The following is a 24,561-nucleotide window of genomic DNA, read 5'->3' as shown; positions in this document are numbered from 1 at the left end:
GGTTCAGAGGATAACGTTAACAGTATAAAGAGTACAGTTAGCCGTTCCGGGAAGAAAGCAAACAGATCTACTGATCTGGTTCTACCAGGCGTTAATACCCACACCGTTCGCACTGAGCCTGTCGAAGTGCATCAACAGCATCCTGCGACAGACAAGTGATGAACGGGGTGTGTTTAGCATTTAACGCTATGAGTTCTCTGAAATTAATGCCCTTTCTCGAACACTCTCAAAACCCGTTTGGGCTGAGCCTGTCGAAGCCCAATACCACCACCCTTCGACAAGCTCAGAGTGAACGGCATCAGAGGTAAATCAGGAAGTTATTTCAAAAACAACCCTAAGCAGCGCTGGCCACTTACTACTGTTAGCTGAAAACTTCTTACTGTTAACGGTTATCTGTCAACTTACTTTTTACGGAAGTTACGCACTTCGTCCGGACGAACACGCGGTGCCAGCTTGTCCAGGATACCGTTGATGTAACGGTGAGAATCCTGAGCGCCAAACCGCTTAACGAGCTCAATAGCTTCGTTGATGACCACTCGATAAGGAACATCAGAACGGTTCATCAGTTCATAACAGCCAATGCGCAGAGCCGACATTTCTACGGGATCCAATTGTGAAATTGGACGATCCAGCAATGGCGACATGGCATCATCCAGTCGGCTGGCTTCACGGGCAATCCCGGTCAGCAGTACGTGAAAATAGCCATCATCAACCTTATTGAAATCGTTGTCCGCACGGAACTGCATTTCAATCTGGGTGATAGACGACTGGGACATCTGCCACTGGTACAACGCTTGGAGCGCCAGTTGACGTGCACGACGACGGGCAGACGGTTTTGGACGCGGGGCAGATTTCTGCCCGGCTTCCTGCTTCTCAGTGGACAACTCAGGCCTCCAGTTTCTTGAGCAGGGACACCATTTCGAAAGCTGCCATAGCAGCCTCTTCACCCTTGTTACCAGCCTTGGTACCGGAACGCTCGATAGCCTGCTCGATGGTGTCTACGGTCAGAACACCGAAACTCACCGGGATCTCTTCGTCCAGATTCACCTGGGACAAGCCCTTCACACATTCGTTAGCTACGAATTCAAAGTGAGGTGTGCCACCACGAATGACAGCACCCAGAGCAATAATAGCGTCGAAGCGTTGGGTTTTGGCAACTTTCTTAACAGTCAGTGGAATTTCGAACGCGCCTGGGCAGCGAACGATAGTGATATCTTCTTCCGCAACACCGTGACGGGTGAGACTGTCCACAGCACCATTGAGCAGACTTTCGACAACAAAAGCATTCCAACGACCAACCACGATCGCGTATTTGCCACCATTAGCCTGCAAAGAGCCTTCGATGGTTTTCAAAGACATAGCATTTTCCTCAATAAATCTTTGTGTCTGATGCACTTAAGACGAAGTGCCTGTGCTCTGACTTGTGCAGCCAAGCGTTATTGCTCATACATATTCCGTTCATCCTGAGGCTCAGTGCGAACAGAATTTTGTTTAGCGAATAGCTGCACTGGTTACTGAAAAAAAACAGCCTGAAACAGGCTGCTTTCCAGTCATAAAGTGTGGTCAGTCATCACACGGGATGTATTCAACAATTTCCAGATCAAATCCGGACAAGGCGCCAAAGCGAACCGGTGAGCTGAGCAGACGCATTTTTCCCACTCCCAGATCACGCAGAATCTGTGAGCCGGTGCCTATGGTCAGGTAAGCTCCGGACATACCGCTGCTACCACTTTTACCTTCCGAGAATCGTTCCAGGGCTCCGCCCAGATCAAGTCTCGATTCAGAGTCCAGCAGCACAATCACACCACGCCCTTCGCTGGCCACCCGGGCCAAAGCCTTATGCAAAGACCAGCTGGGTTTGCTTTTTTCCGGATGCGCTGACAGCAGATCACGGAAAGGCTCCATGGCATGAACCCGAACCAGGGCAGGCGAGTTCGGTGTAATATAGCCCTTGGTCAGCGCTATATGCGTGGCACCACTGATAGAATCCTTATAGGCCGTCATATCAAACTGGCCAAAATCGGTATCCAGCCTACGCTGTTCAACCTTTTCGACCGTTTTTTCATTCAGGATCCGATAGTTGATCAGATCAGCAATGGTGCCGATTTTCAGGTCATGTTCTTTGGCAAACACTTCCAGATCGGGACGGCGAGCCATGGTGCCATCTTCATTCATGATTTCGATAATGGCTGCCGCAGGTGTCAGACCTGCCAGACGAGCCAGATCACAACCGGCTTCAGTATGGCCGGCACGACTCAACACTCCGCCTGGTTGAGCTCTCAGCGGGAACACATGACCGGGCTGAACAATATCACCGGGACGGGACAGTGGATCCACTGCTGCCCGAATGGTTCTGGCCCGGTCATGGGCAGAAATACCTGTGGTCACACCTTCCGCCGCTTCAATGGAAACGGTAAAAGGAGTACCAAAACCCGATGAGTTATCTTCCGCCCCTACCATGGGAGGCAGTCCCAAAAAGTCACAACGCTCTCCGGTCAGAGTCAGGCAAAGCAGCCCTCTGGCTTCCCGGGCCATGAAATTCACGATCTCAGGAGTGATCTTCTCAGCAGCGATTATCAGGTCACCTTCGTTTTCACGATCCTCATCATCCATCAGAATGACAGGTTTTCCGAGGCGAATATCCTCAATAATCTCTTCGATGGAGTTAAGCTGCATAACACCCCCGTGTGTGTTTTTATACATCCGGCATGCGAAACCGCCCTATTCTAACGGTTTCATTCCCAAGCTGGAAGCTATCACTTCATAAAGCCATGTTCGGCAAGAAAACCGGCCGTCAGGCTGGAAGGGGCTGATTCGCTCTCTTCTCTGAGACTCGGGTCCATCAACCTTTCCAGATATCGGGCCAGTACATCCACCTCCAGATTGATTTCTGTCCCTGCCCGGTAACCGGTAATAATGGTTCCCTGCTGGGTATGGGGCACGATATTCAGAGCAAACCGGCAACCATCCACCTTGTTTACGGTAAGACTGACACCATCAATGGTGACAGACCCCTTATGAGCGATATACCGGGCCAGACTGGCAGGTGCTTCGACCCAGTAGACGGTAGACCGGCCTGAAGGTTCAATGGAGACAATTTTACCCACACCATCAACATGACCACTCACCAGGTGTCCACCCAGCCGGCTTGAAGGCGTCAGCGCCTTTTCCAGATTCAGAGCAGAGCCAACAGCCAGACCCGAGAGTGTTGAGTACTCCAGAGTTTCCAGCGAAACGTCGGCAACATAGCCCTGCCCGGTCAATTCGACCACGGTCAGGCAAACACCATTGGTGGCAATACTGTCGCCCAGTTTGACATCAGAAAGATCCAATTGACCGGTGTTCACCGTCAATCTCAAATCACCAGAGCGGGATTCTACTTTCTGCAGGCTGCCAACAGCCTCGATAATGCCTGTAAACATATAGGATCAATTCCCGGTAATCATTAGTCAGTTTTATCTTTGAAAGTCGCCGTGATTTTCCAGTCATTACCGATAGCCCGGATATCAGAGACATTAAGATCAAGCTTTTCTGACATGGACTGGAAGGGCAGTTTTAGCAATGGCCTGGCAGCAGCCCCCATGAGCGTCGGAGCCATAAATACAATCAATTCATCCACCAGCGCTTCATTGACAGCAGCACCGGCCAAAGTGGCCCCCGTTTCCAACAAGACTTCCTGGCAACCTTTACTGGACAAAAGAGTCATTAACTCTTTCAGGTCAACCTGGCCATTGCTGCCATTCAGCTTCACCACTTCTGCCCCAGCAGCTTCCAGCTTTGCCTGCTTGTCTTGCCCTGCCTGATCAGTACATACCATCAGAACTTGTCCGGGTCCGGTTATGACTTTTGCATCAACAGGGGTTTGCAGGGATGAATCCAGCACCACTCTTAGTGGCTGTCTCTGAGCCAGTGTCTGGGCATTAGGAAGACCCAGCTCTTCGGCTCTGACCGTCAACGAAGCATTATCCTGAAGAATCGAGCCCACGCCAGAAATAACCGCACAGCTCTGAGCCCGCAACTTTTGAACTTCGCTGCGGGCATCGGGCCCGGTGATCCACTGGGACTCACCACTTTCCATCGCAGTTCTGCCGTCCAGACTCATGGCCAGCTTCAACCGGACATAAGGCTGATTGCTCACCATCTTTTTGATGAATCCGGGATTTAATGCTCTGGCTTCGGCCTCAAGAACACCCGACTCAACCTCAATGCCAGCTTTACTCAGCATTTTCATACCACGGCCAGACACCAGAGGATTGGGGTCTTCCATGGCTGCCACCACCCGGGCTACTTTTGCCTTGATCAACGCTTCTGCACAAGGAGGTGTTTTTCCGAAATGACTGCAAGGCTCAAGGGTGACATAAGCCGTCGCACCCTCTGCCTTGTCACCCGCCATTTTCAGGGCATACACTTCAGCATGGGGCTCGCCTGAGCGCTCATGAAAGCCCTCGCCGACAATAACTCCATCTTTCATGATCACGCACCCTACCCTGGGATTAGGCATTGTGGTGAATAAACCTTTTCGTGCCAGTTGCAGGGCACGGGACATCATTTCATGATCGATGGCTGACGCCATGGGACGCGCTCCGGGTCAAGTCAGAAAAGGGGCTAGTTTATATGGATTTACGTTTTTCATCACTCACTGGTGAGCAAACCCGATAAATGCTTACGGTCTATTCGACAACTTTCGATCCAGGGCTTCTACCAACTCAGGAAACTCCGTAGTGTCAGGCTCACCGGTAAAATGACCCCGATCGGAATACTCATAGTATTCTGACTTTAAATGGGAGCGAACCCATCGAGCTTCATCAATGGGAATCCAAGGGTCATCAACTGAAGCAAACTGAATCACCCAAGGCAGATGATTGCATATTTTTTCCCACTGCCAGGGACGATCGAACCAGCCACCGGCTTTTTCATTCTCATTCCCCAGATCGGAAATATAAGCACTGACCAGCACCATGCCTGCCAGAGAGTATTGCTCTGCAAAACGCATCGCTGCAATAGCGCCCGATGAATGGCCGACCAGGACATCTTCCTGACCCGCTTCCAGTACATCTCTGATATAGGGAATCCAAATAGACTCATGAGCCACCTGATTATCAGGCAGCGTTTTTCTCACAACCCGATACCCTCGGGCAGTTAGTTCCTTTTCCACATAAAAGTACCAGTGCATGTCGGCAGTACAACCACCGTTGCCATGAATCAGGATAATCTTCACTCTTCAGTGCCCTCTATACTGTCCAGCAAAAACGCAACGTTTGAACTATAGATCAGAGGACATGGCCAAAGTGCAGGAACTCCGCTTTCATCACGTCGGTATCCCCACCCGGGAAAAGCTTCCCGATGACTGTTACAACGAAAAACTGAAGCTGCACGCAACGGGTTACTTTGAAACACCCTACGCTGTCGAATGAATGAACTTTGACGAAGACAGTACGCTTCCAGACATTATTAAAACAACCCCACACATCGCCTTTGAGGTAGATGACCTGGAAGCCGCACTGGAGGGCAAAGAAGTGGTTCTGTCACCACGGAGTCCTGCAGAACATGTCACTGTCGCTTTCATAAAAGATGGCAGAACTCTGGTTGAACTGATTCAGTTTGATCGACCAGAAAGCGAGCTTTGGCCGCACCCCGAGAAATTCAGAATTTAGAGCACTGACTTATACGATAAAAATCATTAAGCTGACACTGCACCCTATAAGGAAGTTGTCATGCAATATCAGGACAGGATCGAACAATTCAAACAAGCTGTAACGGAACTGGAGCAGGCTCTGATCAGAGAAGTACTACCTGTTTTTAGTCGTATTATTCAGCGATATCAAAAAGACGGACTTTACTGCCTGGGGGTGTACCACAACGGTGAATACGTCGGTTACCTTCTTTCTACTTTTTCGACTGAAAGAGGACTGAACCATGTCACCGATTACTACATGAAAGACTCAGTGCTTAGCCGAGACGAACAGAAACTCTCTCTACGATGGAGCCCCTGTGACTCGCCCTATCACGAAGCAGAAGAAGAGTTTGGAGCGCTGGATCAATACCGTAGCAAGGTGGAATACCTGCTGGACGATATTTATTACAGCCTCGATGATGAAACCTGCACTACCCACTCAGACCGGGAACGGCTTGACCTCCTGGACGAGCTCCAGCAAGAAGTCCGAGCCTGCCTTGTTCGAGGACTAAAAGTGGTTGCTGAGCAACCGGAAGTGGCTCAATGGCTAACAGAGAGCCAAGGCGTTGTTGCCCTTCTTGCGGGTGACATCAAAGAAACCGATGTACTGGACGACATCGAATGCATTAATGGTCAGCAAAAGCGGCTAGAGGTCGAGGCTGAAATGACCAAGGGCCATGAGTGCTACCTGAAGGCATCAGAAATCTGGGCACAAAAAAATGGAGAGTGTTGACCTCAACCCTTGAAGACTCATTTTAGCCAGAGTCACTTACCACAGCATTTCTTGAATTTTTTACCACTGCCACAGGGGCAAGGGTCATTACGCCCCACTTTAGGCAAGTCTCTCACAAAGGTTTCTTGTGTTTCAGCGTTTGCAAAGAAGCCTTCAACTTCGCTTGCCACATCATCAGGTGAGCCAAAAAGTTCGCTAAGATCAAAACCATCAAGATCGTCACCCTCAGCCCCATCACCGGCCACAAAGCAGGCATGTTTTTCCAGGTCGGCTATTGCATCGGTAATATAATCTCGGTGAAACGATAAACCAAATTCATCCGCCTCCCCGGATTGCAGACTTTCTTCCACTTCATCAAAGCGGATGAATTCTGACATCTCAGGCCATTTCTGATAACAGTTCCTGATGGTTTCAAGAAGGTCTGAGAACATCATCATTTCGCAGATATGTGTCAGACTGATACGAAGGTATCCCCCTTCATAATTCAGGCCACCTTCTAACATACGACGACAGTAATCATGGAGCGCAGATTTATCCCACTGTCCGCGACACACCAGGGTTAACAGAGCATAGAACGCTTCGGAACGGATATATTCAGCGATTTCAGGGTTTTCAGCCAAAGCCTGAAGCGGTGTCACGTCACCATCACAGACAGACGCCAGAATGCGACTTAAACCTTCTTCGCCCAGAATCCAGTCAGTCTCAGAATCCAGCTTGTTCAACAACTTGATCAGCGGCTGATAAGCTCGAACGTCTCGAAACTGGGCCAGTAAAAACAAAGCAACCACCAGAAAGTCGGTTTGCCAGCTCTCTATCGTCCCTGTGGGGTCAATTGCGACCGACTCCAGATAATCCAGCAACTGTGGATTAACTGCTTCCTGATTGTCCAGCAGTGTTTCCAAAGCCTTCCTGGGAAATACGCCCTCTTCATGATGAGAGAGGGTTTCAATAGCCTGATTGAGGTCAGTCATACTTACGGCCCTTGCCTTTTAATATCTAAATATGATGATTATGAATACTGAGCAGACCTCATCACGGGAAGTCAACAGACCAAGATTAGTCAGCCTGTTCTCTATTCAAAGGAGGCCATGGACGAGTCTCTTCACTCTCTATCCAGGCTTTTACCCAGCCTTCTGGCTGGGGGTGCCAATCTTCACGCCCCATCGCTTTTCTGACTCGCTCAGTGGCAATCATCCTGCCTTTTTCCGTAATGGCCGTCCTTAACAAAACGGAAGAAGCGGGTTCACCTTTTACCCACATGGACTGAACAATATAAATCCACCGTTCATCCATTGCTGCCACCTGAGTATACATAGTCACTGTGTCGAACATTCTGACCCGCTTACGATAACGGGTAGTGCTGCCAGCAACCACCAGCCCCCAGTTTTCTCTTTTGAGGACACGGGCCAACCCTGTTTGAATAGAAAGAGTAAACCGACCCAGGTCATAAAGCGTCAAAACACGACCATTATTCATTTCCATGAATAGATCCAAATCCCAGGGCATGCAGCGAAAACTGTTTTCACTGATGGCATGAGCCTGAATAGCAGGCGCTTTATTGGCTTTACGAATCGTCGACAGAAGTCGGATGAAAGGATACATATTCAAATCTTCTTGTAATACTGGCGAGCATCATAGCCATTCAAAAAAGAGAAAGAAACTACACTCCCGCTTCGGTAATCCCTCTGGATATAAGAGACCGAAGTCAATAGACTAACGGCAATTCGGGGGAGTAGCCTGCCTGGTAAACAACAGGTGTATACGTCAACATCATTGGTCATTCGACTGTGGCGTATACGGCAGTGTAGTGAATACACTTCTTGGCGAGACTCGGGTGATAGCACTGGTTATTGAGGGCCTGGTGACTGTTACCTGTGTCAAAAGCCCTCTCGTCTGTTGATATGATTGAAATCCTTTCCTTTGTTGCCGCCATTGCCGTGGGCTTTGTAATATTGTCCTGGAGCGCAGATCGATTGATCGAAGTGGCTTCTACTCTTGCCTCACGGCTGGGTATGTCCATCCTCACTATTGGTATGACCATTGTAGCTTTCGGTACTTCAGCACCAGAACTACTGGTATCTTCTGTAGCGGCTCTGGATGGCTCTGCCGGTATCGCCATAGGTAATGCTCTGGGCTCCAATATCATCAATATTGGCCTTGTTCTTGCTCTGTGTGGTGTCATTTACCCACTGGTAGTCAGCCGTCGTATTATCACTCGTGAACTCCCCCTGCTAGGGCTGGTCGTCGCTTTCTCGCTGGCCCTGATGCTGGATGGCGACCTGAGCCAGACAGATGGATTTATCCTGGCCGGAGCGCTGGTTGCCTATTGCTACTATCTGGCAAGACATTCTGGCGGTGACAGTGAAGACGACGAAGAGGTGGTTATTCTTTCCATCTCTACCGCTCGCGCCGTTGTGGAAAGCCTGGTGCTGTTAGCCTTACTTATGGGCAGCTCCAAGTTGCTGGTATGGGGAGCCAGTGAACTGGCACGTTCTTTCGGTATCAGTGAAGTTATCATTGGCTTGACCGTCATTGCCTTTGGCACCAGCCTTCCAGAAATGGCTGCAGCCTTGGCCAGCGCCCGAAAAGGCTTGTTTGATCTGGTGATGGCAACCGTCATTGGCTCCAATATATTTAATTTATTGGGTGTGCTGGCTTTCCCCGGGATTCTCAGTGGTGGTTTGAAAATAGATTCCCTTGTTATACAAAGGGATGGACTGGCCATGGCAGGGCTGACCGCTGCACTGGCCATCATTGTGGTGAGCAGTTTATCTATGGGTAATACTGACAAGGCTTCAGGCTCAACTCTTAGCCTCCGAAGAGCTGCCTGCAGCTATATCCCTCGCTATAAGAGTGCCATTCTGCTGGCCTGCTTTGCAGGGTACATGACTATTTTGGGAATCAGTGCTCTAGCCTGACTCTTGTATCAATGCAGGGGACAAGTTCTCCTGCATTGATACATTAAAGGATGGCTTAGCGAAGTAAGTCCTTAATAAGGTCGGGCTCTTCTGCAGAAATACCCCAAACAGAAAAAGCGTCTTTGACCGCCTGATATGCAGCAACATCTCTTTTAGCGGATTTTGTCAGCAACATATACTGCACATGCTGCCGCGGTGTATAAGTACCCAACCCTATGAAATCATATTTCCTGACTCATTGCTCAGACACTCTCGACAACTGCTCCTGCGTTGCCCTACCTCCTGCATCCATGCAACATAGCTGGTTATAGATGCTGTCGCCGTTGCTGTCTGCTCTTCAGGGCTCTTTCTCAACCGTTTCCAGTCGCTCAATCTCTTCTCTGAACTCATTCAAGTCAGTGAAATGACGATAAACCGATGCAAAACGTATATAGGCTATTTCATCCAGACTCTGTAATTCACGCATCACTTCTTCACCCAAGATCAGAGACTGAACCTCCCGCTCACCTGTGGCTCGTAAACGATGCTTAATGCGGTTAATGGACTCTTCCACCTGTTCCACACTGACGGGACGCTTCTCCAGAGCACGAGTCATACCGGCGCGGAGTTTGTCCTCATTGAAAGGCTCACGGGAACCGTCCCTTTTGACCAATCTGGGTATCAGCAACTCAGCCATTTCATAGGTCGTAAACCGTTCACTGCAGGTCAAACATTCACGACGACGGCGAACCTGGTTACCATCTGCCACCAGGCGGGAATCAATGACTTTAGTGTCAATAGCGTTGCAAAAAGGGCAGTGCATGGGTAAGAGAAACGCTTTTCAGAGTAAGTCCTCCATCATAATTCACCCTTGTGCAATTACCAACACTTTGCAGCATTAAACCTTTATATGACACCAGGGAAGGAATGGGCTCGTCATACTGACGTTACAAGCCGTTTCAAACAGATTGGATTTGAATGGATTCGAAATCGATTATATTGAACATTGATAAGATCACTAGAACCAAAAAAACTCAATGTCCTTATAAATAAAAACCGCTGACCTGATCAAGGTCAGCGGTCTATCACCACCTTCATTAAGAAAGTAGTTTTATATCATCAGCTGTAAACAGGCAGACGATTGCAGATTTCCAGAACTTTCGCCTTCACGTCTGCTACTACCTGCTCGTTACCGATGTTTTCCAGTACGTCACAGATCCAGCCCGCCAGAGCCGCAGAGTCTTCTTCATTGAAACCACGACGGGTAATGGCTGGAGTACCGATACGCAGACCACTGGTCACAAATGGAGAGCGTGGGTCATTGGGAACAGCGTTCTTGTTTACGGTAATGTTGGCTGCACCCAGTGCCGCTTCAGCGTCTTTACCGGTGTATTCTTTACCGATCAGATCCATCAGGAACAGGTGATCGTCAGTACCGCCAGAAACAACATTGATACCGCGCTCAAGCATGACACCTGTCATGGCCTGAGCGTTCTTCACTACCTGTTGCTGATAAGTCTTGAAGTCGCCAGACATGGCTTCCTTGAAACAAACGGCCTTGGCAGCAATCACGTGACACAGAGGACCACCCTGGGATTCAGGGAATACCGCAAAGTTGAACTTTTTGTTCAGCTCTTCATCATCGTTTGCCAGGATCAGACCACCACGAGGGCCACCCAGAGTTTTGTGAGTCGTAGTGGTAACAACATCAGCAATGCCAACCGGAGAGGGGTAAACACCTGCAGCAATCAGTCCGGCCACATGAGCCATGTCGACAAACAGGTAAGCACCGATCTTGTCAGCGATATCACGGAAACGCTGCCAGTCCACAACACGGGAATAAGCAGAGAAACCAGCCACAATCATTTTTGGTTTGTGTTCATCAGCCAGACGCTCAACTTCTTCGTAGTCGATCTCGCCCGTTTCAGGGTTCAGACCATATTGAATCGCTTCATAGATACGACCAGAAAAGCTGACCTTGGCGCCGTGAGTCAGGTGACCACCATGAGCCAGGCTCATACCCAGAACCTTGTCTCCTGGCTTAACCAGAGCCATATAAACAGCAGCGTTTGCCTGAGAACCAGAATGCGGCTGAACATTCGCATAGCCAGCACCAAAAAGCGCTTTGGCACGATCAATAGCCAGCTGCTCTGTTACGTCAACATGCTCGCAACCACCGTAGTAGCGTTTGCCTGGGTAACCTTCAGCGTATTTATTGGTCAGGACAGACCCTTGTGCTTCCATCACCCTGGGACTGGTGTAGTTTTCGGAAGCAATCAGCTCAATGTGCTCTTCCTGGCGAACCGCCTCAGCATCGATGGCAGCCTTGAGTTCCGGATCGAACTCAGCGATGGACATGTCCTTTCTGAACATTAATGATTCCTCGGGATGTTGCCTGTTAATGAGGTTTTTCGGCGGCTATTCTAATACACCTGTTCAGGATTTCGTATCGAAAAAACTTCATGTTCGTTTGAGTGACGTTCATTAACCTGGACTTTAATGCCAAATCGTAGAAAAACTGCACCAAATTCAGTCACTCATAGGTTATCGTCTACCCCTTCTCACCGAACCTGAACGATTCAATCATTCACCCGACGCGGTTGACTGAAGCCTTGTCACCAATTTGTCTTTGCAAACCATTGCCAAGCCTATAGGGTTAAAGTATCTTCGCGCGTTTAAATCCACCTGATACAGAGACACCCTCAAAATGTCACAGTATGTGTACACAATGAACCGGGTGAGCAAAGTCGTTCCCCCGAAACGCCAGATTCTTAAAGATATCTCTCTCTCCTTTTTCCCTGGAGCCAAAATCGGTGTTCTGGGTCTGAACGGTGCGGGTAAATCCACACTGTTGCGTATCATGGCCGGTGTTGACCAGGAGTTTGACGGTGAAGCCCGTCCACAGCCTAACCTGAATGTCGGTTACCTGCCTCAGGAACCTCAGCTGACAGCGGGCAAAACAGTCCGTGAAGTCGTGGAAGAAGCGCTGGGTGAAATCAAAGAAGCCCAGGTCAAACTGGATGCAGTGTATGCGGCTTACGCTGAACCCGATGCCGATTTTGATGCCCTGGCCGCAGAACAGGCCAAGCTCGAAAACATTATTCAGGCGGCAGACGCTCATAATCTGGAGCGCAAGCTTGAAGTCGCTGCCGATGCCCTGCGTCTGCCCGAATGGGATGCCACAGTGGATAACCTGTCCGGTGGTGAACGCCGTCGTGTAGCCCTGTGTCGTCTGTTACTCTCCAGTCCCGAAATGCTTTTGCTGGACGAACCGACCAACCACCTGGATGCCGAGTCCGTTGCCTGGCTGGAACGTTTCCTGGTTGAATACCCTGGTACTGTGGTAGCGATTACCCACGATCGTTACTTCCTGGATAATGCCGCTGGCTGGATTCTGGAACTGGACCGTGGTCATGGTATTCCATGGGAAGGCAACTACAGTGACTGGCTGGAACAGAAAGACGCCCGTCTGGCGCAAGAGAGCAAACAGCAGGACGCTCACCGCAAAGCAATGCAGCAGGAACTGGAATGGTCCCGTTCTAACGCCAAAGGTCGTCAGTCCAAGTCCAAGGCTCGTCTGGCTCGCTTTGAAGAAATGCAGTCTCAAGAATTCCAGACTCGTAACGAAACCAACGAAATTTACATCCCACCCGGTCCTCGCCTGGGCGACAAAGTACTGGACTTCAATAATGTCACTAAAGGTTTTGGCGACCGCCTGCTGATTGATGATCTGAGTTTCAGTGTGCCAAAGGGTGCGATTGTCGGCATCATTGGTGGTAACGGTGCGGGTAAAACCACACTGTTCAAAATGATCATGGGTGATGAGCAGCCGGATTCCGGTACCATTGAGCGTGGCGAGAGTATCAAAATCTCCAACGTTCAGCAGATGCGTGATGAACTGAAAGACGACAAAACCGTCTTTGAAGCCATTTCAGAAGGCCAGGAAATTCTGCGTATTAACGGCTATGAAATGCAGTCCCGTAAATACATCGGCCGCTTCAATTTCAAAGGCGGTGATCAGCAGAAACGCGTTGGCGAACTTTCTGGTGGTGAGCGTGGACGACTACAACTGGCGGCCACACTAAAAGAAGGGGGTAACGTACTGCTGCTCGACGAACCTTCCAACGACCTCGATGTTGAAACCCTGCGTGCGCTTGAAGATGCACTGCTGGCGTTCCCTGGCTGTGCCATGGTCATTTCCCACGACCGTTGGTTCCTGGATCGTGTGGCGACACACATTCTGGCCTACGAAGGCGACTCCAAGGTGACCTTCTTTGAAGGTAACTACACCGAGTACGAGGCCGATCGTAAAGAACGCCTGGGTGAAGAGGCCGCCGGCCCTCACCGTATCAAGTACAAGCGTATTGACGCTTAATGCTTTTGTTTAAAAGATTGAAAGAGAGTTTCTCTCTTTCAATCTTTTAAACTATTTTTCTGATTCAAAAATCTACCTGATTGCCATCTTACCCAAGCCTGCCAAAAGACAAATCACCGTCCAAACTAACGACAGAGGTTACATACTTCTACATACTTCTACATACTTCTACATACTTCTACATACTTCTACATACTTCTACAATGCGCGTCATGATCAGGAATAAGATCCAGTTTCAGAAGAGGTTGAACCTGACTCAATTCTTCGAACTGTATGGTGAAGAATCAAAATGCCGGGGTCAGTTCTTTCAGTGACGCTGGCCTACCGGGTTTGAGCATTCAATGCGGAAGAAGCTTACATTGGTATTTAAATGACCCAAGAACTAAAAGAGCAGAAATCCCCGCTGACTCCAGAGCCCTCATTACGTACAATACGCAAGCTCTAAGACGTCGCTTTCGCTTCGCAGTCATAACCATAAAACGATAAAGCCCGGGAGAAGGACAGTGATCAGTAAACTGGACCAACAGGCTACTCATGCCAATAGCGCAAGAGGGGCTCTGTATCAAAATTTTGCAGATCGGCTGGCTAGCTCCGGATTCCAGGGAGATATAGAACTGGGGTATGCAGAGCGGACCGTGCTGGCCACTGACAACTCGATCTATCAGGTTTATCCGGAAGGTGTTTTGTACCCCAAAGGCACTGAAGATTTGAGCAAAATTCTCTCACTGGCTAATAAATCTTCCTTTCAAGCCGTAGTGCTTTCCCCCAGAGGAGGGGGGACTGGCACTAATGGTCAGTCTTTGACGTCAGGGTTTATGGTAGACACCAGCCGCCATATGAACCGGGTCCTGGAGATCAACCCTGAAGAGCGCTGGGCAAAGGTTCAGAGCGGCACCGTCAAAGACTACCTGAATGAACTAGCGGCAAAACATGGACTCTTTTTCGCTCCGGAATTATCCACCAGTAACCGGGCAACCGTAGGCGGTATGGTTAACACTGATGCCAGTGGCCAGGGATCTGTCGTTTATGGCAAAACCCGCCATCATGTCCTTGAGCTAACGTCGGTATTCGCTGATGGCACCGTATGGAACTCATCACCTCTGGAAGAACAGGCGTTGACCGAGATCTGTCAACGTGAAGACCGTGCAGGGCAGATTCACAAGACGGTGGTTGAATCTTATGAGCAAAACAAAGATCGAGTGAATGAAGTTTTTCCCAAACTCAACCGCAATCTGACGGGCTATGATCTGGCCAATATTCGCAGAAAAGATCCTGTAAACCCTGAAGACATTGGCAAGTTTGACCTTAATGCCATTCTCTGTGGCTCTGAAGGGACACTGGCCATGATCAGTGAGATCAAGGTCAACCTGCTGCCTATACCTGAAACTTCTGCGTTGGTGCTGGTGTTCTACTCCAGCTTTCAAGAGTCACTGCGAGACGCTCAATCGCTTATGAAGGCGACCCCCAGCTCCGTCGAAACCATCGACTCCAAAGTCCTGTCTCTTGCCAAAGCAGACAGTGTCTGGGAAAGTGTCAAAACTTATTTCCCTGACGATATTCATCTGATTGACGGCATTAATTTTGTTGAATACACCGGCCACTCGGAAGCGGAAATTCAGGAGGGGATCGAGCGTTTGCAAGCAGAGCTGGACAAGCCTTCGGAAATCCAACGGGTGGGCCATAGTATTGTGCCCGGAACCCCCAACGTTAAAAAAATCTGGAATATGCGCAAGCAGTCTGTCGGACTGCTAGGCAACATGGAAGGCGACGCTCGCCCTATACCATTTGTAGAAGATGTGGCCGTGCCGCCAGAAAACCTGGCTCCTTTCATCGCTCGCTTCAGGGCACTACTGGATAGCCATAATCTGTCTTATGGCATGTTTGGTCATGTCGATGCCGGTGTTCTCCATGTTCGTCCCGCAATTGATATGAAAGATGTTCAGCAGGAAGTGCTGGTCAGAACTATCAGTGATGAGGTTTCTGCTCTGGCCAAAGAATACGGCGGTGTCCTTTGGGGTGAACACGGCAAAGGGGTACGCTCTGAATACGCACCTGACTTTTTCCAGGACCTTTACCCGGTGCTGCAAAACATCAAAAGCGCTTTCGATCCTCATAACCAGCTTAACCCTGGAAAAATAGCAACACCATCAACCCTGGCATCAGAGAATCTGTTGAAAATTGATGGGGTTCAAACCCGTGGTCAACTCGACAGAACCATTGAAAGAAAGGCATTTGATGCCTTTACCAGTGGCATGTATTGCAACGGCAACGGTGCCTGCTTCAACTACAGCCCCAACAGCGCCATGTGCCCCACCTGGAAAGCTACCCTGGACAGAACTCAGTCACCAAAAGGCCGTTCAGGCCTGGTGCGTGAATGGTTGAGATTACAAAGTGCTGCGGGCAGCAATATTTCTGAGGAGATGGGTAAGGCACGACAATCCGGGCTTTTTTACAACGCCATGGATAAAACCCGCAATACCATAGACAAACTGCGTGGCAAAAAAGATTTCAGCCATGATGTTTATGAAGCTCTGGACAGCTGTATGAGCTGTAAGTCCTGTGCGGGTCAATGCCCCATTCAAGTCAATGTTCCTGATTTGAGATCCCGGTATTTCGAGCTCTATCACACTCGCTATCTGCGACCTGCCAAACATCATGCAGCAGCCATGCTGGAACCGATGCTTCCCAGCCTGGCCAAAGCCAAGTCGGTCTACAACCTGGTGGCCAGTTCAAGCCTAATGAACAAGGTCTCTGCAAAAACATCAGGACTTCAGGATCTACCATCGATTACCAGCTCATCTCCCCTGGAAGACAGCTGTCGTTCTGGTGCATCAGTGGCTTCTGACAGTCTGCTGGCTTCTATGACAGAAAAGGAACTGGCTCGCACGGTGGTCATTGTTCAGGACGCCTTCACCAGTTTCTTTGAAACCCCTGTACTGACCGACCTGGTCGAACTGCTGGTCAGACTCGGGTATCGCCCTCTCGTTGCGCCTTATAAACCCAACGGAAAAGTTTTGCATGTTTATGGCTTTCTTGGACGCTTTGAAAAAGTCGCAAAAACCAACGCCCTGGAGCTTAAAAAACTGGCTGACAAGGGCGTCGCCCTGATGGGCATTGATGCAGCCGTGACCCTGACGTATCGGGATGAATACAAAGAGATTATGGGAGAAGAGGCTCCTGAAGTGCATTTACTCTCGGAATGGTTTGCCAGTCAGGCTGATACCATCCGTGAACTTCAGTTAAATCTCAGTGGTGATTTCAAGCTGCTGGGGCACTGCACCGAGACCACCAATGCTCCTGCTGCACCGGCACAGTGGCAAAAGCTCTTCTCTGCCTGTGGTCTAAAGCTGACTTATCAGGCTACTGGTTGCTGTGGCATGGCTGGCATCTATGGGCATGAAACTCGCAATCAGGATACCTCCAAAAAACTATACGACATGAGCTGGAAACCTGTAATTGAGAATCCAGAGAATCAGGGACAACTCGTCGCTACTGGTTACTCCTGTCGCAGTCAGATTAAGCGCCTTGGCAATACCCAAATTCCGCACCCGGTTTCAAAACTCCTGGCTCTGATGAATGGGTAACGGGTTGAGACTGCTGTTTTTTTAACGACCAGCAGTCTCACTAACAAAGTGATCAACAGTGATTACTCATGACATGCTGATCCATATCACGCAGGTGGGTCAGCGTTCTCATATCAGAAATATTATCAAGGTATTTCAAGGAATCTTCGATGGCATGTAATAAGTTTTCAACCATTAGCAGGGATATGTTCCCTTTGATAACGACTCTGAACATCGTCTCATTTTGATCATGATCATAAAATAAAGCGGTTTTCTCTTCTGTAACAGGATTCAGGAACTGCATCTTGTAAGCTCCGACATACCATGAATGCTGGGACAACACTTTTTGAAGGTCAGTATCGTTATACATCAGATTACAGGTTTTATTGAGTTTGGCTGCCACAACGGGTAAACACCCTTTGTTTCCCGCATCCAGCAATATAAATCTGGGTATGCTGTTGTATGTCATTGCCATAAGACCTTCTCTGAGCAATCTGGCATGTTCCATCATTTCATCACAACAGAACTGATAACCATCCATCCCGTATCTCAGAAACTTGTAATACTGCACATAGATACCCGTAGCCGGACGTGAGAAGTTCAAAGTATAAGAATCAGCTTGCCCACCCAGATAGCTCACTGAAATGGCAACATGCTCACTCAAATCTTTCCTCTCTCTCCAGATCACCCAGCCTGTTCCGCAAGATGACGCACCGTATTTGTGACCACTGGCTGAAATAGACAGAACATTATTCAGCCTGAAGTCCCAAGGCTTAACTTCTTTTTGAAATGGAGCAATGAACCCACCCGATGCGGCATCCACATGAATGCCTACCTGAAAGCCTCTTTCTCTGTTCACTGCTTCAACAGTTTGATTGATTTCCCATACAGGATCGTATTGACCTGCATAATGATTACCCATGATACAAACAACACCAATGGTATGATCATCAATGGCATCACGAATCGCTTCTGGCTCTAACGTAAATGAATTCACCGATGGCTTGATGAACTTGCAGTCTATATCCATATACTTAATCAGCTTTTCCCAAGCCGCCTGATAGCAGGTAGATATCACGATATTGGGTAACTCCCTGAGCACTTCGCTCTGAGTTAATCCACTTCGAGCTTTGTACCACGCTCTCCAACGAAACTTCAAAGCCAGACCTGCTAACAGACAGGCTTCGGTGGAACCTACTGTGCCCGCACCGGCATGAACGCCTGTCTCACGGAAATTATCGCTGTCAGGACAATTCCAGAGCCTGGCGATCATATTAATCAGTTTGTCGTGCATCTTGTACGAGTACGGATAAACGGTCTGATCAGCCAGATTCACCTTAAGCCCCATCAGCGCTATTTCTTCCTCTTCACGTTCATACGAAACATTGACGTAAGATGAAGTATTAAGCTCAGGCTTCACATCAAACAGTATGTCGTTTTTGATCAGTTTTTTGACAGAATTACTATCGCAACTGGCTTTTGGAATACTGCCGGGGTTTTCAGAGATAAAATGATTCAGAAATTCAAAACTTTTTACTTTTTGGGGGGCCAGCAACCTGACACCTGCATCTTTTTTTGCATCCATTGACGACACCTGATGTAAAAAAAAGAGTTACCGGTGTAACTCTAAGAAAAAATGAAACTCACATTGATTCTTTGATTACTGTGAGAGCATTTAGCTTAGCTGTCCTGCCTCTTATTAAAAGGTATCGATAAATATACTTCTTAGAGCATGGTAGTTTAGAGAAGATTCGTTGAATCAATCAGACCCGTCCACCTCCAACGCTAAAAAGGCAATAAAGTCATCATTAATAAAAATCTTAAATCAGCCTCTCATTAGAAAACTCCAAGAGCCTGCTTGTTGAAATAATCTAAACCCAGATCCCCTTCATCAGGACCTGAATGCCTCAGCTAGTGCCGAGCGCGAATAACAACTACACGGACCATAGGCAGCAGGTTGGAAAATGAGTCCTATACTGGCTAGACACCTTTAAACCGTACCAAAATGTTATGCCACAATCAGAATTTCTTTTTGAACCTCTGCCGCATACAGCAGGCTTTGCTTTTCATGCCTGTAACCCACTGATTGAAGAATGGATTCGTTGCTGGAATGACACAGAACCCCTGCTGGATATTGGCTGTGGTAATTGCATTAACACATTGAAGGGCATTCAGGCCGAAGCAGCAGTGGTAGCAACTGAACTGGACAGAGATTCTCTTCAACAGTTACAAGAAAAGTATTCACATCATCAAAGTCTGCACTTTGCCTACCTTGAACTTCCCGGCAAAATTCCCTGTAAAAATGAGAGTATTTCAGGCTTACTCTGCTCTGAAGTCTTTCATTTTCTGGATCATGAAGAAATCATTGCTTCTATCCTTGAGTTTCATCGGGTACTGAAGGTCGGTGGTAAAGTTATCCTCACCTGTGCCAGCGAAGACATTGCCATGCTGAGTCAGGTCGGACTCAAACAGATCAGACGCTCACAGAGAGAAGCTTTTCCTCAGTTATTGAGAGCCTATCATCACCATCTGGAACTACTGGAACAAGCTTGCCAATTAAAACCAGAGAATCACTTTGCCTGGGAACTGATTCAGTTGCATCAGCACACTTACCGCAATAACTACTTCAATTTTTTCCACCCTGGTCAGTTGGCTGAAGCTTTCAGAGATAAAGGCTTCTCAATAACATTAGCCGAAACAGGGCCTGCTCCGTATTACCCACTGTGGGAACACGGTGATCACGACCAGGTTCGTCTCATCGCAGTTAAGGAATAATATATGCTCTCTTCACAGCCAGATTTTGCGCCTGCAGGACACGTTTCCGGGTTTACATTCGGCTCTGTAAACCCACTGATTAATGAGTGGATTCGTTGTTGGGATGGGGCTCATCCATTACTGGATATCGGCTGCGGGAATTGCCTGAACGCCATTAAGGGTATTGAGTCCGGGGCCAATGTTGTAGCCACTGAAGTGTATGAGGATTCACTGGAAAAGGTAAAACACGCCCACGCTCAACAAGAACACTTGAGCTTCATACAGTTAAAGCTGCCATGCTCACTGCCTTTTCCGAAACAAAGCCTGTCTGGCATTCTTTGTTCAGAAATCCTTCATTTTCTTGATCATGACGAGCTGGTCCAATCTGTGAAGTCTCTGTATCAGGCTCTGGTCACAGAAGGAAAAATAGCAGTAACCGCTGTCTGCGAAGATTTTGCTCCTTTTCAGGCCCTGGGGTTTAAAGACCTGAAGATCAAACAAAGACAAGAATCACCCGATCGCCTGATCGCTTTGCAGCAACCCCTGGACTGGTTTGAAAAATCAGCTGCACGATTCTCAGACCCGAATACTCAACACTTGATCGAACTACACAGGGTCCATGTTCCAGCCAATATCAATTTCTTCAACCCGGAGCAGCTGGCCGGGTTGTTTGAAAAAGCTGGATTTATTATCGAGAAGGCTGACTCAGGCCCTGCTCCTTATTACCCTGTTTGGGAACATGGAGCACATGATCAGGTCCGGCTGCTAGCAAGAAAACCAACATGAGACCTAACCCACAGCCAGCAAGCCTGCCAATTCTTTCCTGTTTTCAATCAGATCAGCCAGCGTGTAACTGTCCAGAACCGCCATAAAGGCAGACATGGCATCAGCCAGTATGCCTTTAAGACGACAGCTCGGCGATATACGACATACAGGCTCATCACAATCTATCAGAACCGTTGTAGACTCCATCATTCTCACCACGACACCAAGATTAATGTCCTCAGCTGAAAGTCCGATCCGGAAACCCCCACCTTTTCCCCTAATCGTTGACAGGTAACCTTCCTGCCCAAGCCGCTGGACAATTTTCATAACGTGATTTCGAGAGAGGTCATATACGTCAGTGACCTCCTGGATAGAGATCAGGCGGCTCTGTGGTTGCAGAGCCGAATAGATCAATATCCTCAGTGCGTAATCGGTGTGCCTGGTCAATTTCATGCGAGCTATAGACTTCTTTTAAAGATGCATATAGGATGCACCTAACAAAGATGCATTACAAATACATCTTTATAAAAAAACCATTTGGAGTCATCCCCCCATGAGCCTGAGTGAAAAGACAATCAGTATCGTCAAAGCCACTGCCCCAGTGTTGGCTGAACATGGTGAGGCGATCACCCGTTACTTCTACCAGCGTATGTTCAACAACAATCCTGAACTGCTGAATATCTTTAATGCGACCAATCAGAAGACGGGGCGTCAACAGGCCGCTCTGGCAGCTGCTGTTTATGGCTATGCTGCTCATATTGATGATCTCGGAGCGTTGAGCGAGGCCGTTCAGCGTATCGCTCATAAACACGCCAGTTTCAATGTAAAACCTGAACACTACCCTATCGTTGGTGAAAACTTGCTGGCAGCAGTCGCTCACGTTTTGGGTGATGCGGCGACCGATGAGATTATTGATGCATGGGGAGAGGCCTATCAGTTCCTGGCCAGCATCTTCATCGAAGTAGAAGAAGGCATTTATAAAGAGAGCGAGAGCCATCAAGGTGGCTGGCGTGGTACCCGTGAATTCAGGGTAGCCAGTAAAGTAAAAGAGAGTGAGCTGATTACATCTTTCTATTTTGAACCTGTTGACGGAAAACCTGTTGCTGATTTCAAGCCAGGACAATACATTGGTATTTACATTACTCCTGAAAACAGTGAGAACCGTTGTATCCGCCAGTACAGTTTGTCTGATGCAGCTAACGGCAACAGCTACAGAATCTCTGTAAAACGTGAAGGCGCTGGCGATACTCTGGGTATGATCTCTAACTATCTACATGACCATGCACAGGAAGGTGATGTGGTAGAACTGAGCCCTCCTGCCGGTGACTTCTTCCTGGATACCAACAATGATAGCCCTGTAGTACTGCTCAGCGGTGGAGTGGGCGTTACTCCCGTACTCAGCATGCTGAATACTCTGACAGCCCTGAATAAATCAGAGCCTATCCGCTTTGTTCACAGTGCGATGAACGGCAGTGTTCATGCATTTTCAGATCATGTAAATGCTCTGGCCGAAAAGTGTGACAATGTTGAAAAGGTTGTCTTCTACGATAAGCCTGCAGAAAGCGATCAGGATTATGATCACGTTGGCCGTACAGACTTGAGCCTGATTCGTGAAGAAATCGAAATCCCTGGCGCTCATTATTATTTCTGTGGTCCTCTGGGTTACATGACTATGGTCAACGAAACACTCCAGGGCTGGGGTGTGCCATCAGAAAATATTCACTACGAAGTATTTGGTCCTCATAAGGACATCTAAAACCTTCCGGAGAGAGCCCCCGTGGCTCTCTCCTTTTGACTCTTTTATGTTGCCTCCTTCTTTTACTCTCTGCTATCAAACCACGCCCATCGGAAGCCGATTGATTTGCCACTTCTGGACGCCTGACAGGATGACTACGCAAAAGATCAATTTTCTCCCAGTCGGATATTGTTGAAGCCGTTTTTACGGTAAAAAAGAAAAAGTTGGAACTGTTTCAAGGTTTTTTCCGACCTGACTCAGGTTGATAAAAAACAGTCCACACCCGGAAATAAAGCGACGACTTGCTTTTATGGAGCTGCACAACCTGCCTACGAACAAGGATATTACCCAGGAATTAACAACCGAGCTGGAACAGAGAGTTGCAGACTCCCCGCTCTTGAAACGGGTCCAACAGGAAGAGGAGATGCTCCAGACGTTAAAAGGACATGATAGAAACCGGCCACTATTAAGAAAAGCCAGTATTAAGAAAAACCAGTATTGTTTTTACAAATGGTAAATGTCAGCTGAATATCAGGGTTCATCATCTTCAGCAGGATGCTTATACAACGCCGGGCCTGAGCAGCCCGGCGTCGTAAATAAAATCAGGCAGTGGCTACCTGAGGTTTCAGGCCTTCGCCTGCTGTTTCATCGTCATAGATAGTCTTATCCAGCTCGCCTTCACTCTTGGCAATGACGCTGGTTACCATCATATCACCCTGCACATTGACCCAGGTTCTGGCCATATCCAGAATACGATCGATTGCAGCAATCAACGCGACACCCTCAATAGGCAGCCCAACACTGGTCAGTACCAGACTCAGCATGATCAGACCTGCGCCTGGCACACCGGCTGTACCCACAGCAGCAAGAGTAGATGTGAAGATGATGGTGGCATAGTTAGCCATGGTCAGGTCAATACCGTAGGCCTGAGCAATAAACAGGGCACACACACCCTGATACAGAGCCGTACCATTCATATTGACAGTAGCTCCCAGAGGCATCACAAAACTGCAAATGCTCTTGGACAAACCCAGTTTTTTCTCACCGGTCTGCAGGCTAACAGGCAGAGTACCGGAGCTGCTTGAAGTACTGAAAGAAACCGTCTGTACGTTCATGGTCGCTTTCAGGAATTTGCGTGGGCTCAGGCCATTGGCTTTCAGGAAGATGCTGTAAAGGCCATAAACCAGGAAAGCACAACCAAAGTATACCGATCCAATCACCTTAGCCAATGGCAGCAATACATCAATACCGTTCTGCCCGGCTACAGCTGCCATCAAACCAAAAATACCGAATGGCGCAAAGCTCATAACAATGCCGGTCAGCTGGTACATGATTTCAGCACCGGACTCGATCAGCTTCTGCATGGGCTCGGCTTTCTTGCCCAGCGTGCTGATAGCAATACCGACAAACAGGGCAAATACGATAATCTGCAGAATTTCGCCATTCGCCATAGACATGATTGGGTTAGCAGGAATCGTCGCTACCAGGGTATCAATCATGGAAGGGGAATCTTTAACTTCGTTGACAACAGGTGCCACCAGATTCAAGCCTTCACCCGGAGCAAAGAAATTACCAATCAACAGACCAATAGTGATCGCAACTGCACCGGTAGTCAGATACAGAGCAATACTCTTCAGTGCTACACGCCCCATTTTGCTGGAGTCGTTCATCGAAGTCACACCACTCACCAGTGAGCAGAAGACCAGAGGCACAATAAGCATTTTGATGGCATTAAGAAACAGGTCGCCCAAAGGCTTGAACATAACTGCGTCAGGGCCCATGGTGAAACCGGTGGCCAGACCCAGCACCATGCCTGTCATGATTTTCTTCCAGAGGGGAATATTCTTCCACTTCTGATAAAGACCGTTTTTCTGATCCTTTGATCTCATATTCTCTCCAGATAGAAAGCTTTAATGCAGTCAGTAATGAGGGGCAGACTTTAACCAACAGGCGCTAAATAAAAACCTGTGAGATAACTGGGTTATGATTCGTCAAATACCCTGGACAGGAATGTTTTCAATATTAAACACCCTCTCAACTAGTGGTTATTACATAACTGGCTGAT

Annotated in this window: 22 protein-coding genes and 1 riboswitch; of the genes, 9 read left to right on the top strand and 13 right to left on the bottom strand. The window is 48.4% G+C overall.

Annotated features, from left to right (window positions below):
• Window positions 1–401 precede the first annotated feature (401 nt).
• From nusB to GZ78_RS18020, 6 genes are all read right to left on the bottom strand, one after another.
• Window positions 402–884 carry a transcription antitermination factor NusB gene (gene nusB, locus GZ78_RS18045; RefSeq protein WP_034839104.1) on the bottom strand — a complete coding sequence of 161 codons (483 nt, stop codon included), beginning with the start codon at window positions 882–884 and terminating at the stop codon, window positions 402–404.
• A 1-nt stretch (window position 885) separates the two neighbouring features.
• Complete coding sequence (gene ribH / locus GZ78_RS18040) at window positions 886–1,359, bottom strand: 6,7-dimethyl-8-ribityllumazine synthase (RefSeq protein ID WP_034839594.1); 474 nt, start codon at window positions 1,357–1,359, stop codon at window positions 886–888.
• Between the two features lie 204 nt (window positions 1,360–1,563).
• Entirely contained in the window at window positions 1,564–2,676 is a 1,113-nt protein-coding gene (gene ribBA, locus GZ78_RS18035) for a bifunctional 3,4-dihydroxy-2-butanone-4-phosphate synthase/GTP cyclohydrolase II (RefSeq protein ID WP_034839592.1), read from the bottom strand.
• Window positions 2,677–2,756: 80 nt separating this feature from the next.
• Window positions 2,757–3,422, bottom strand: coding sequence for a riboflavin synthase (locus GZ78_RS18030; RefSeq protein ID WP_034839101.1), 666 nt, complete (start codon window positions 3,420–3,422; stop codon window positions 2,757–2,759).
• A 23-nt stretch (window positions 3,423–3,445) separates the two neighbouring features.
• Window positions 3,446–4,573, bottom strand: coding sequence for a bifunctional diaminohydroxyphosphoribosylaminopyrimidine deaminase/5-amino-6-(5-phosphoribosylamino)uracil reductase RibD (gene ribD, locus GZ78_RS18025; protein ID WP_034839100.1), 1,128 nt, complete (start codon window positions 4,571–4,573; stop codon window positions 3,446–3,448).
• 90 nt (window positions 4,574–4,663) lie between these two features.
• Window positions 4,664–5,218, bottom strand: a complete 555-nt coding sequence (locus GZ78_RS18020; RefSeq protein WP_034839099.1) for an RBBP9/YdeN family alpha/beta hydrolase — start codon at window positions 5,216–5,218, stop codon at window positions 4,664–4,666.
• Window positions 5,219–5,279: 61 nt separating this feature from the next.
• Between GZ78_RS18020 and GZ78_RS30690 the strand changes: the two genes are divergently transcribed.
• Genes GZ78_RS30690 through GZ78_RS18010 form a run of 3 tightly spaced genes read left to right on the top strand, consistent with a single transcriptional unit; the run spans window position 5,280 to window position 6,407 of the window.
• Window positions 5,280–5,414, top strand: coding sequence for a hypothetical protein (locus GZ78_RS30690; protein ID WP_269078777.1), 135 nt, complete (start codon window positions 5,280–5,282; stop codon window positions 5,412–5,414).
• Complete coding sequence (locus GZ78_RS18015; RefSeq protein WP_201772751.1) at window positions 5,415–5,654, top strand: VOC family protein; 240 nt, start codon at window positions 5,415–5,417, stop codon at window positions 5,652–5,654.
• A 60-nt stretch (window positions 5,655–5,714) separates the two neighbouring features.
• Window positions 5,715–6,407, top strand: a complete 693-nt coding sequence (locus tag GZ78_RS18010; protein ID WP_034839097.1) for a hypothetical protein — start codon at window positions 5,715–5,717, stop codon at window positions 6,405–6,407.
• Between the two features lie 32 nt (window positions 6,408–6,439).
• On the opposite strand, the gene GZ78_RS30385 is transcribed toward GZ78_RS18010, so the two are convergent.
• Window positions 6,440–7,378 carry a DUF1186 domain-containing protein gene (locus tag GZ78_RS30385; RefSeq protein ID WP_034839096.1) on the bottom strand — a complete coding sequence of 313 codons (939 nt, stop codon included), beginning with the start codon at window positions 7,376–7,378 and terminating at the stop codon, window positions 6,440–6,442.
• Between the two features lie 85 nt (window positions 7,379–7,463).
• Entirely contained in the window at window positions 7,464–8,009 is a 546-nt protein-coding gene (locus GZ78_RS18000; protein WP_034839094.1) for an acyl-CoA thioesterase, read from the bottom strand.
• Between the two features lie 110 nt (window positions 8,010–8,119).
• Window positions 8,120–8,256: riboswitch (yybP-ykoY riboswitch) on the top strand.
• A gap of 25 nt (window positions 8,257–8,281) precedes the next feature.
• On the opposite strand from GZ78_RS18000, the gene GZ78_RS17995 reads away from it, so the two are divergent.
• Complete coding sequence (locus GZ78_RS17995; protein WP_081869923.1) at window positions 8,282–9,325, top strand: calcium/sodium antiporter; 1,044 nt, start codon at window positions 8,282–8,284, stop codon at window positions 9,323–9,325.
• A gap of 337 nt (window positions 9,326–9,662) precedes the next feature.
• On the opposite strand, the gene nrdR is transcribed toward GZ78_RS17995, so the two are convergent.
• Window positions 9,663–10,127 (bottom strand): transcriptional regulator NrdR, encoded by a 465-nt coding sequence (nrdR, locus tag GZ78_RS17990; RefSeq protein WP_034839083.1) that lies wholly within the window; start codon window positions 10,125–10,127, stop codon window positions 9,663–9,665.
• 296 nt (window positions 10,128–10,423) lie between these two features.
• Entirely contained in the window at window positions 10,424–11,677 is a 1,254-nt protein-coding gene (glyA, locus tag GZ78_RS17985; protein WP_034839082.1) for a serine hydroxymethyltransferase, read from the bottom strand.
• Window positions 11,678–12,011: 334 nt separating this feature from the next.
• On the opposite strand from glyA, the gene ettA reads away from it, so the two are divergent.
• Window positions 12,012–13,679 carry an energy-dependent translational throttle protein EttA gene (gene ettA / locus GZ78_RS17980; protein WP_034839081.1) on the top strand — a complete coding sequence of 556 codons (1,668 nt, stop codon included), beginning with the start codon at window positions 12,012–12,014 and terminating at the stop codon, window positions 13,677–13,679.
• Window positions 13,680–14,182: 503 nt separating this feature from the next.
• Window positions 14,183–17,263, top strand: a complete 3,081-nt coding sequence (gene ydiJ / locus GZ78_RS17975) for a D-2-hydroxyglutarate dehydrogenase YdiJ (RefSeq protein WP_034839080.1) — start codon at window positions 14,183–14,185, stop codon at window positions 17,261–17,263.
• Between the two features lie 52 nt (window positions 17,264–17,315).
• Here the strand turns inward: ydiJ and GZ78_RS17970 are convergent, their stop codons facing one another.
• Window positions 17,316–18,827 (bottom strand): pyridoxal-dependent decarboxylase, encoded by a 1,512-nt coding sequence (locus GZ78_RS17970; protein WP_034839078.1) that lies wholly within the window; start codon window positions 18,825–18,827, stop codon window positions 17,316–17,318.
• Window positions 18,828–19,252: 425 nt separating this feature from the next.
• On the opposite strand from GZ78_RS17970, the gene GZ78_RS17965 reads away from it, so the two are divergent.
• Window positions 19,253–20,017, top strand: coding sequence for a class I SAM-dependent methyltransferase (locus tag GZ78_RS17965; RefSeq protein WP_034839075.1), 765 nt, complete (start codon window positions 19,253–19,255; stop codon window positions 20,015–20,017).
• Window positions 20,018–20,020: 3 nt separating this feature from the next.
• A complete protein-coding gene (locus GZ78_RS17960; protein WP_034839072.1) occupies window positions 20,021–20,782 on the top strand; it encodes a class I SAM-dependent methyltransferase in 762 nt (253 codons plus the stop codon).
• Window positions 20,783–20,785: 3 nt separating this feature from the next.
• Here the strand turns inward: GZ78_RS17960 and GZ78_RS17955 are convergent, their stop codons facing one another.
• Window positions 20,786–21,214, bottom strand: a complete 429-nt coding sequence (locus GZ78_RS17955; protein ID WP_034839070.1) for an Rrf2 family transcriptional regulator — start codon at window positions 21,212–21,214, stop codon at window positions 20,786–20,788.
• 100 nt (window positions 21,215–21,314) lie between these two features.
• Here GZ78_RS17955 and hmpA point away from each other — a divergent pair, with 100 nt between their 5' ends.
• On the top strand, window positions 21,315–22,517 hold the full coding sequence (gene hmpA / locus GZ78_RS17950) for an NO-inducible flavohemoprotein (protein ID WP_034839068.1): 1,203 nt from the start codon (window positions 21,315–21,317) through the stop codon (window positions 22,515–22,517).
• Between the two features lie 581 nt (window positions 22,518–23,098).
• Here hmpA and GZ78_RS17940 read toward each other — a convergent pair.
• Entirely contained in the window at window positions 23,099–24,385 is a 1,287-nt protein-coding gene (locus GZ78_RS17940; RefSeq protein WP_034839064.1) for a dicarboxylate/amino acid:cation symporter, read from the bottom strand.
• Window positions 24,386–24,561 lie beyond the last annotated feature (176 nt).

Origin of the sequence: Endozoicomonas numazuensis (genome assembly GCF_000722635.1) — a bacterium.
GTDB lineage: Bacteria > Pseudomonadota > Gammaproteobacteria > Pseudomonadales > Endozoicomonadaceae > Endozoicomonas_A > Endozoicomonas_A numazuensis.
This window is presented reverse-complemented; position numbering and strand designations above follow the sequence as displayed.

Bases quoted from the DNA above. Each gene is read 5' to 3' on its own strand.
- glyA (WP_034839082.1), bottom strand. From the start codon at position 11,677: ATGTTCAGAAAGGACATGTCCATCGCTGAGTTCGATCCGGAACTCAAG.
- GZ78_RS17960 (WP_034839072.1), top strand. From the start codon at position 20,021: ATGCTCTCTTCACAGCCAGATTTTGCGCCTGCAGGACACGTTTCCGGG.
- GZ78_RS30690 (WP_269078777.1), top strand. From the start codon at position 5,280: ATGGCCAAAGTGCAGGAACTCCGCTTTCATCACGTCGGTATCCCCACC.
- GZ78_RS18000 (WP_034839094.1), bottom strand. From the start codon at position 8,009: ATGTATCCTTTCATCCGACTTCTGTCGACGATTCGTAAAGCCAATAAA.
- ribBA (WP_034839592.1), bottom strand. From the start codon at position 2,676: ATGCAGCTTAACTCCATCGAAGAGATTATTGAGGATATTCGCCTCGGA.
- GZ78_RS17970 (WP_034839078.1), bottom strand. From the start codon at position 18,827: ATGGATGCAAAAAAAGATGCAGGTGTCAGGTTGCTGGCCCCCCAAAAA.
- GZ78_RS30385 (WP_034839096.1), bottom strand. From the start codon at position 7,378: ATGACTGACCTCAATCAGGCTATTGAAACCCTCTCTCATCATGAAGAG.
- GZ78_RS18010 (WP_034839097.1), top strand. From the start codon at position 5,715: ATGCAATATCAGGACAGGATCGAACAATTCAAACAAGCTGTAACGGAA.
- GZ78_RS17955 (WP_034839070.1), bottom strand. From the start codon at position 21,214: ATGAAATTGACCAGGCACACCGATTACGCACTGAGGATATTGATCTAT.
- GZ78_RS17965 (WP_034839075.1), top strand. From the start codon at position 19,253: ATGCCACAATCAGAATTTCTTTTTGAACCTCTGCCGCATACAGCAGGC.
- GZ78_RS17940 (WP_034839064.1), bottom strand. From the start codon at position 24,385: ATGAGATCAAAGGATCAGAAAAACGGTCTTTATCAGAAGTGGAAGAAT.
- hmpA (WP_034839068.1), top strand. From the start codon at position 21,315: ATGAGCCTGAGTGAAAAGACAATCAGTATCGTCAAAGCCACTGCCCCA.
- ribH (WP_034839594.1), bottom strand. From the start codon at position 1,359: ATGTCTTTGAAAACCATCGAAGGCTCTTTGCAGGCTAATGGTGGCAAA.
- GZ78_RS18030 (WP_034839101.1), bottom strand. From the start codon at position 3,422: ATGTTTACAGGCATTATCGAGGCTGTTGGCAGCCTGCAGAAAGTAGAA.
- ettA (WP_034839081.1), top strand. From the start codon at position 12,012: ATGTCACAGTATGTGTACACAATGAACCGGGTGAGCAAAGTCGTTCCC.
- ribD (WP_034839100.1), bottom strand. From the start codon at position 4,573: ATGGCGTCAGCCATCGATCATGAAATGATGTCCCGTGCCCTGCAACTG.
- nrdR (WP_034839083.1), bottom strand. From the start codon at position 10,127: ATGCACTGCCCTTTTTGCAACGCTATTGACACTAAAGTCATTGATTCC.
- GZ78_RS18015 (WP_201772751.1), top strand. From the start codon at position 5,415: ATGAACTTTGACGAAGACAGTACGCTTCCAGACATTATTAAAACAACC.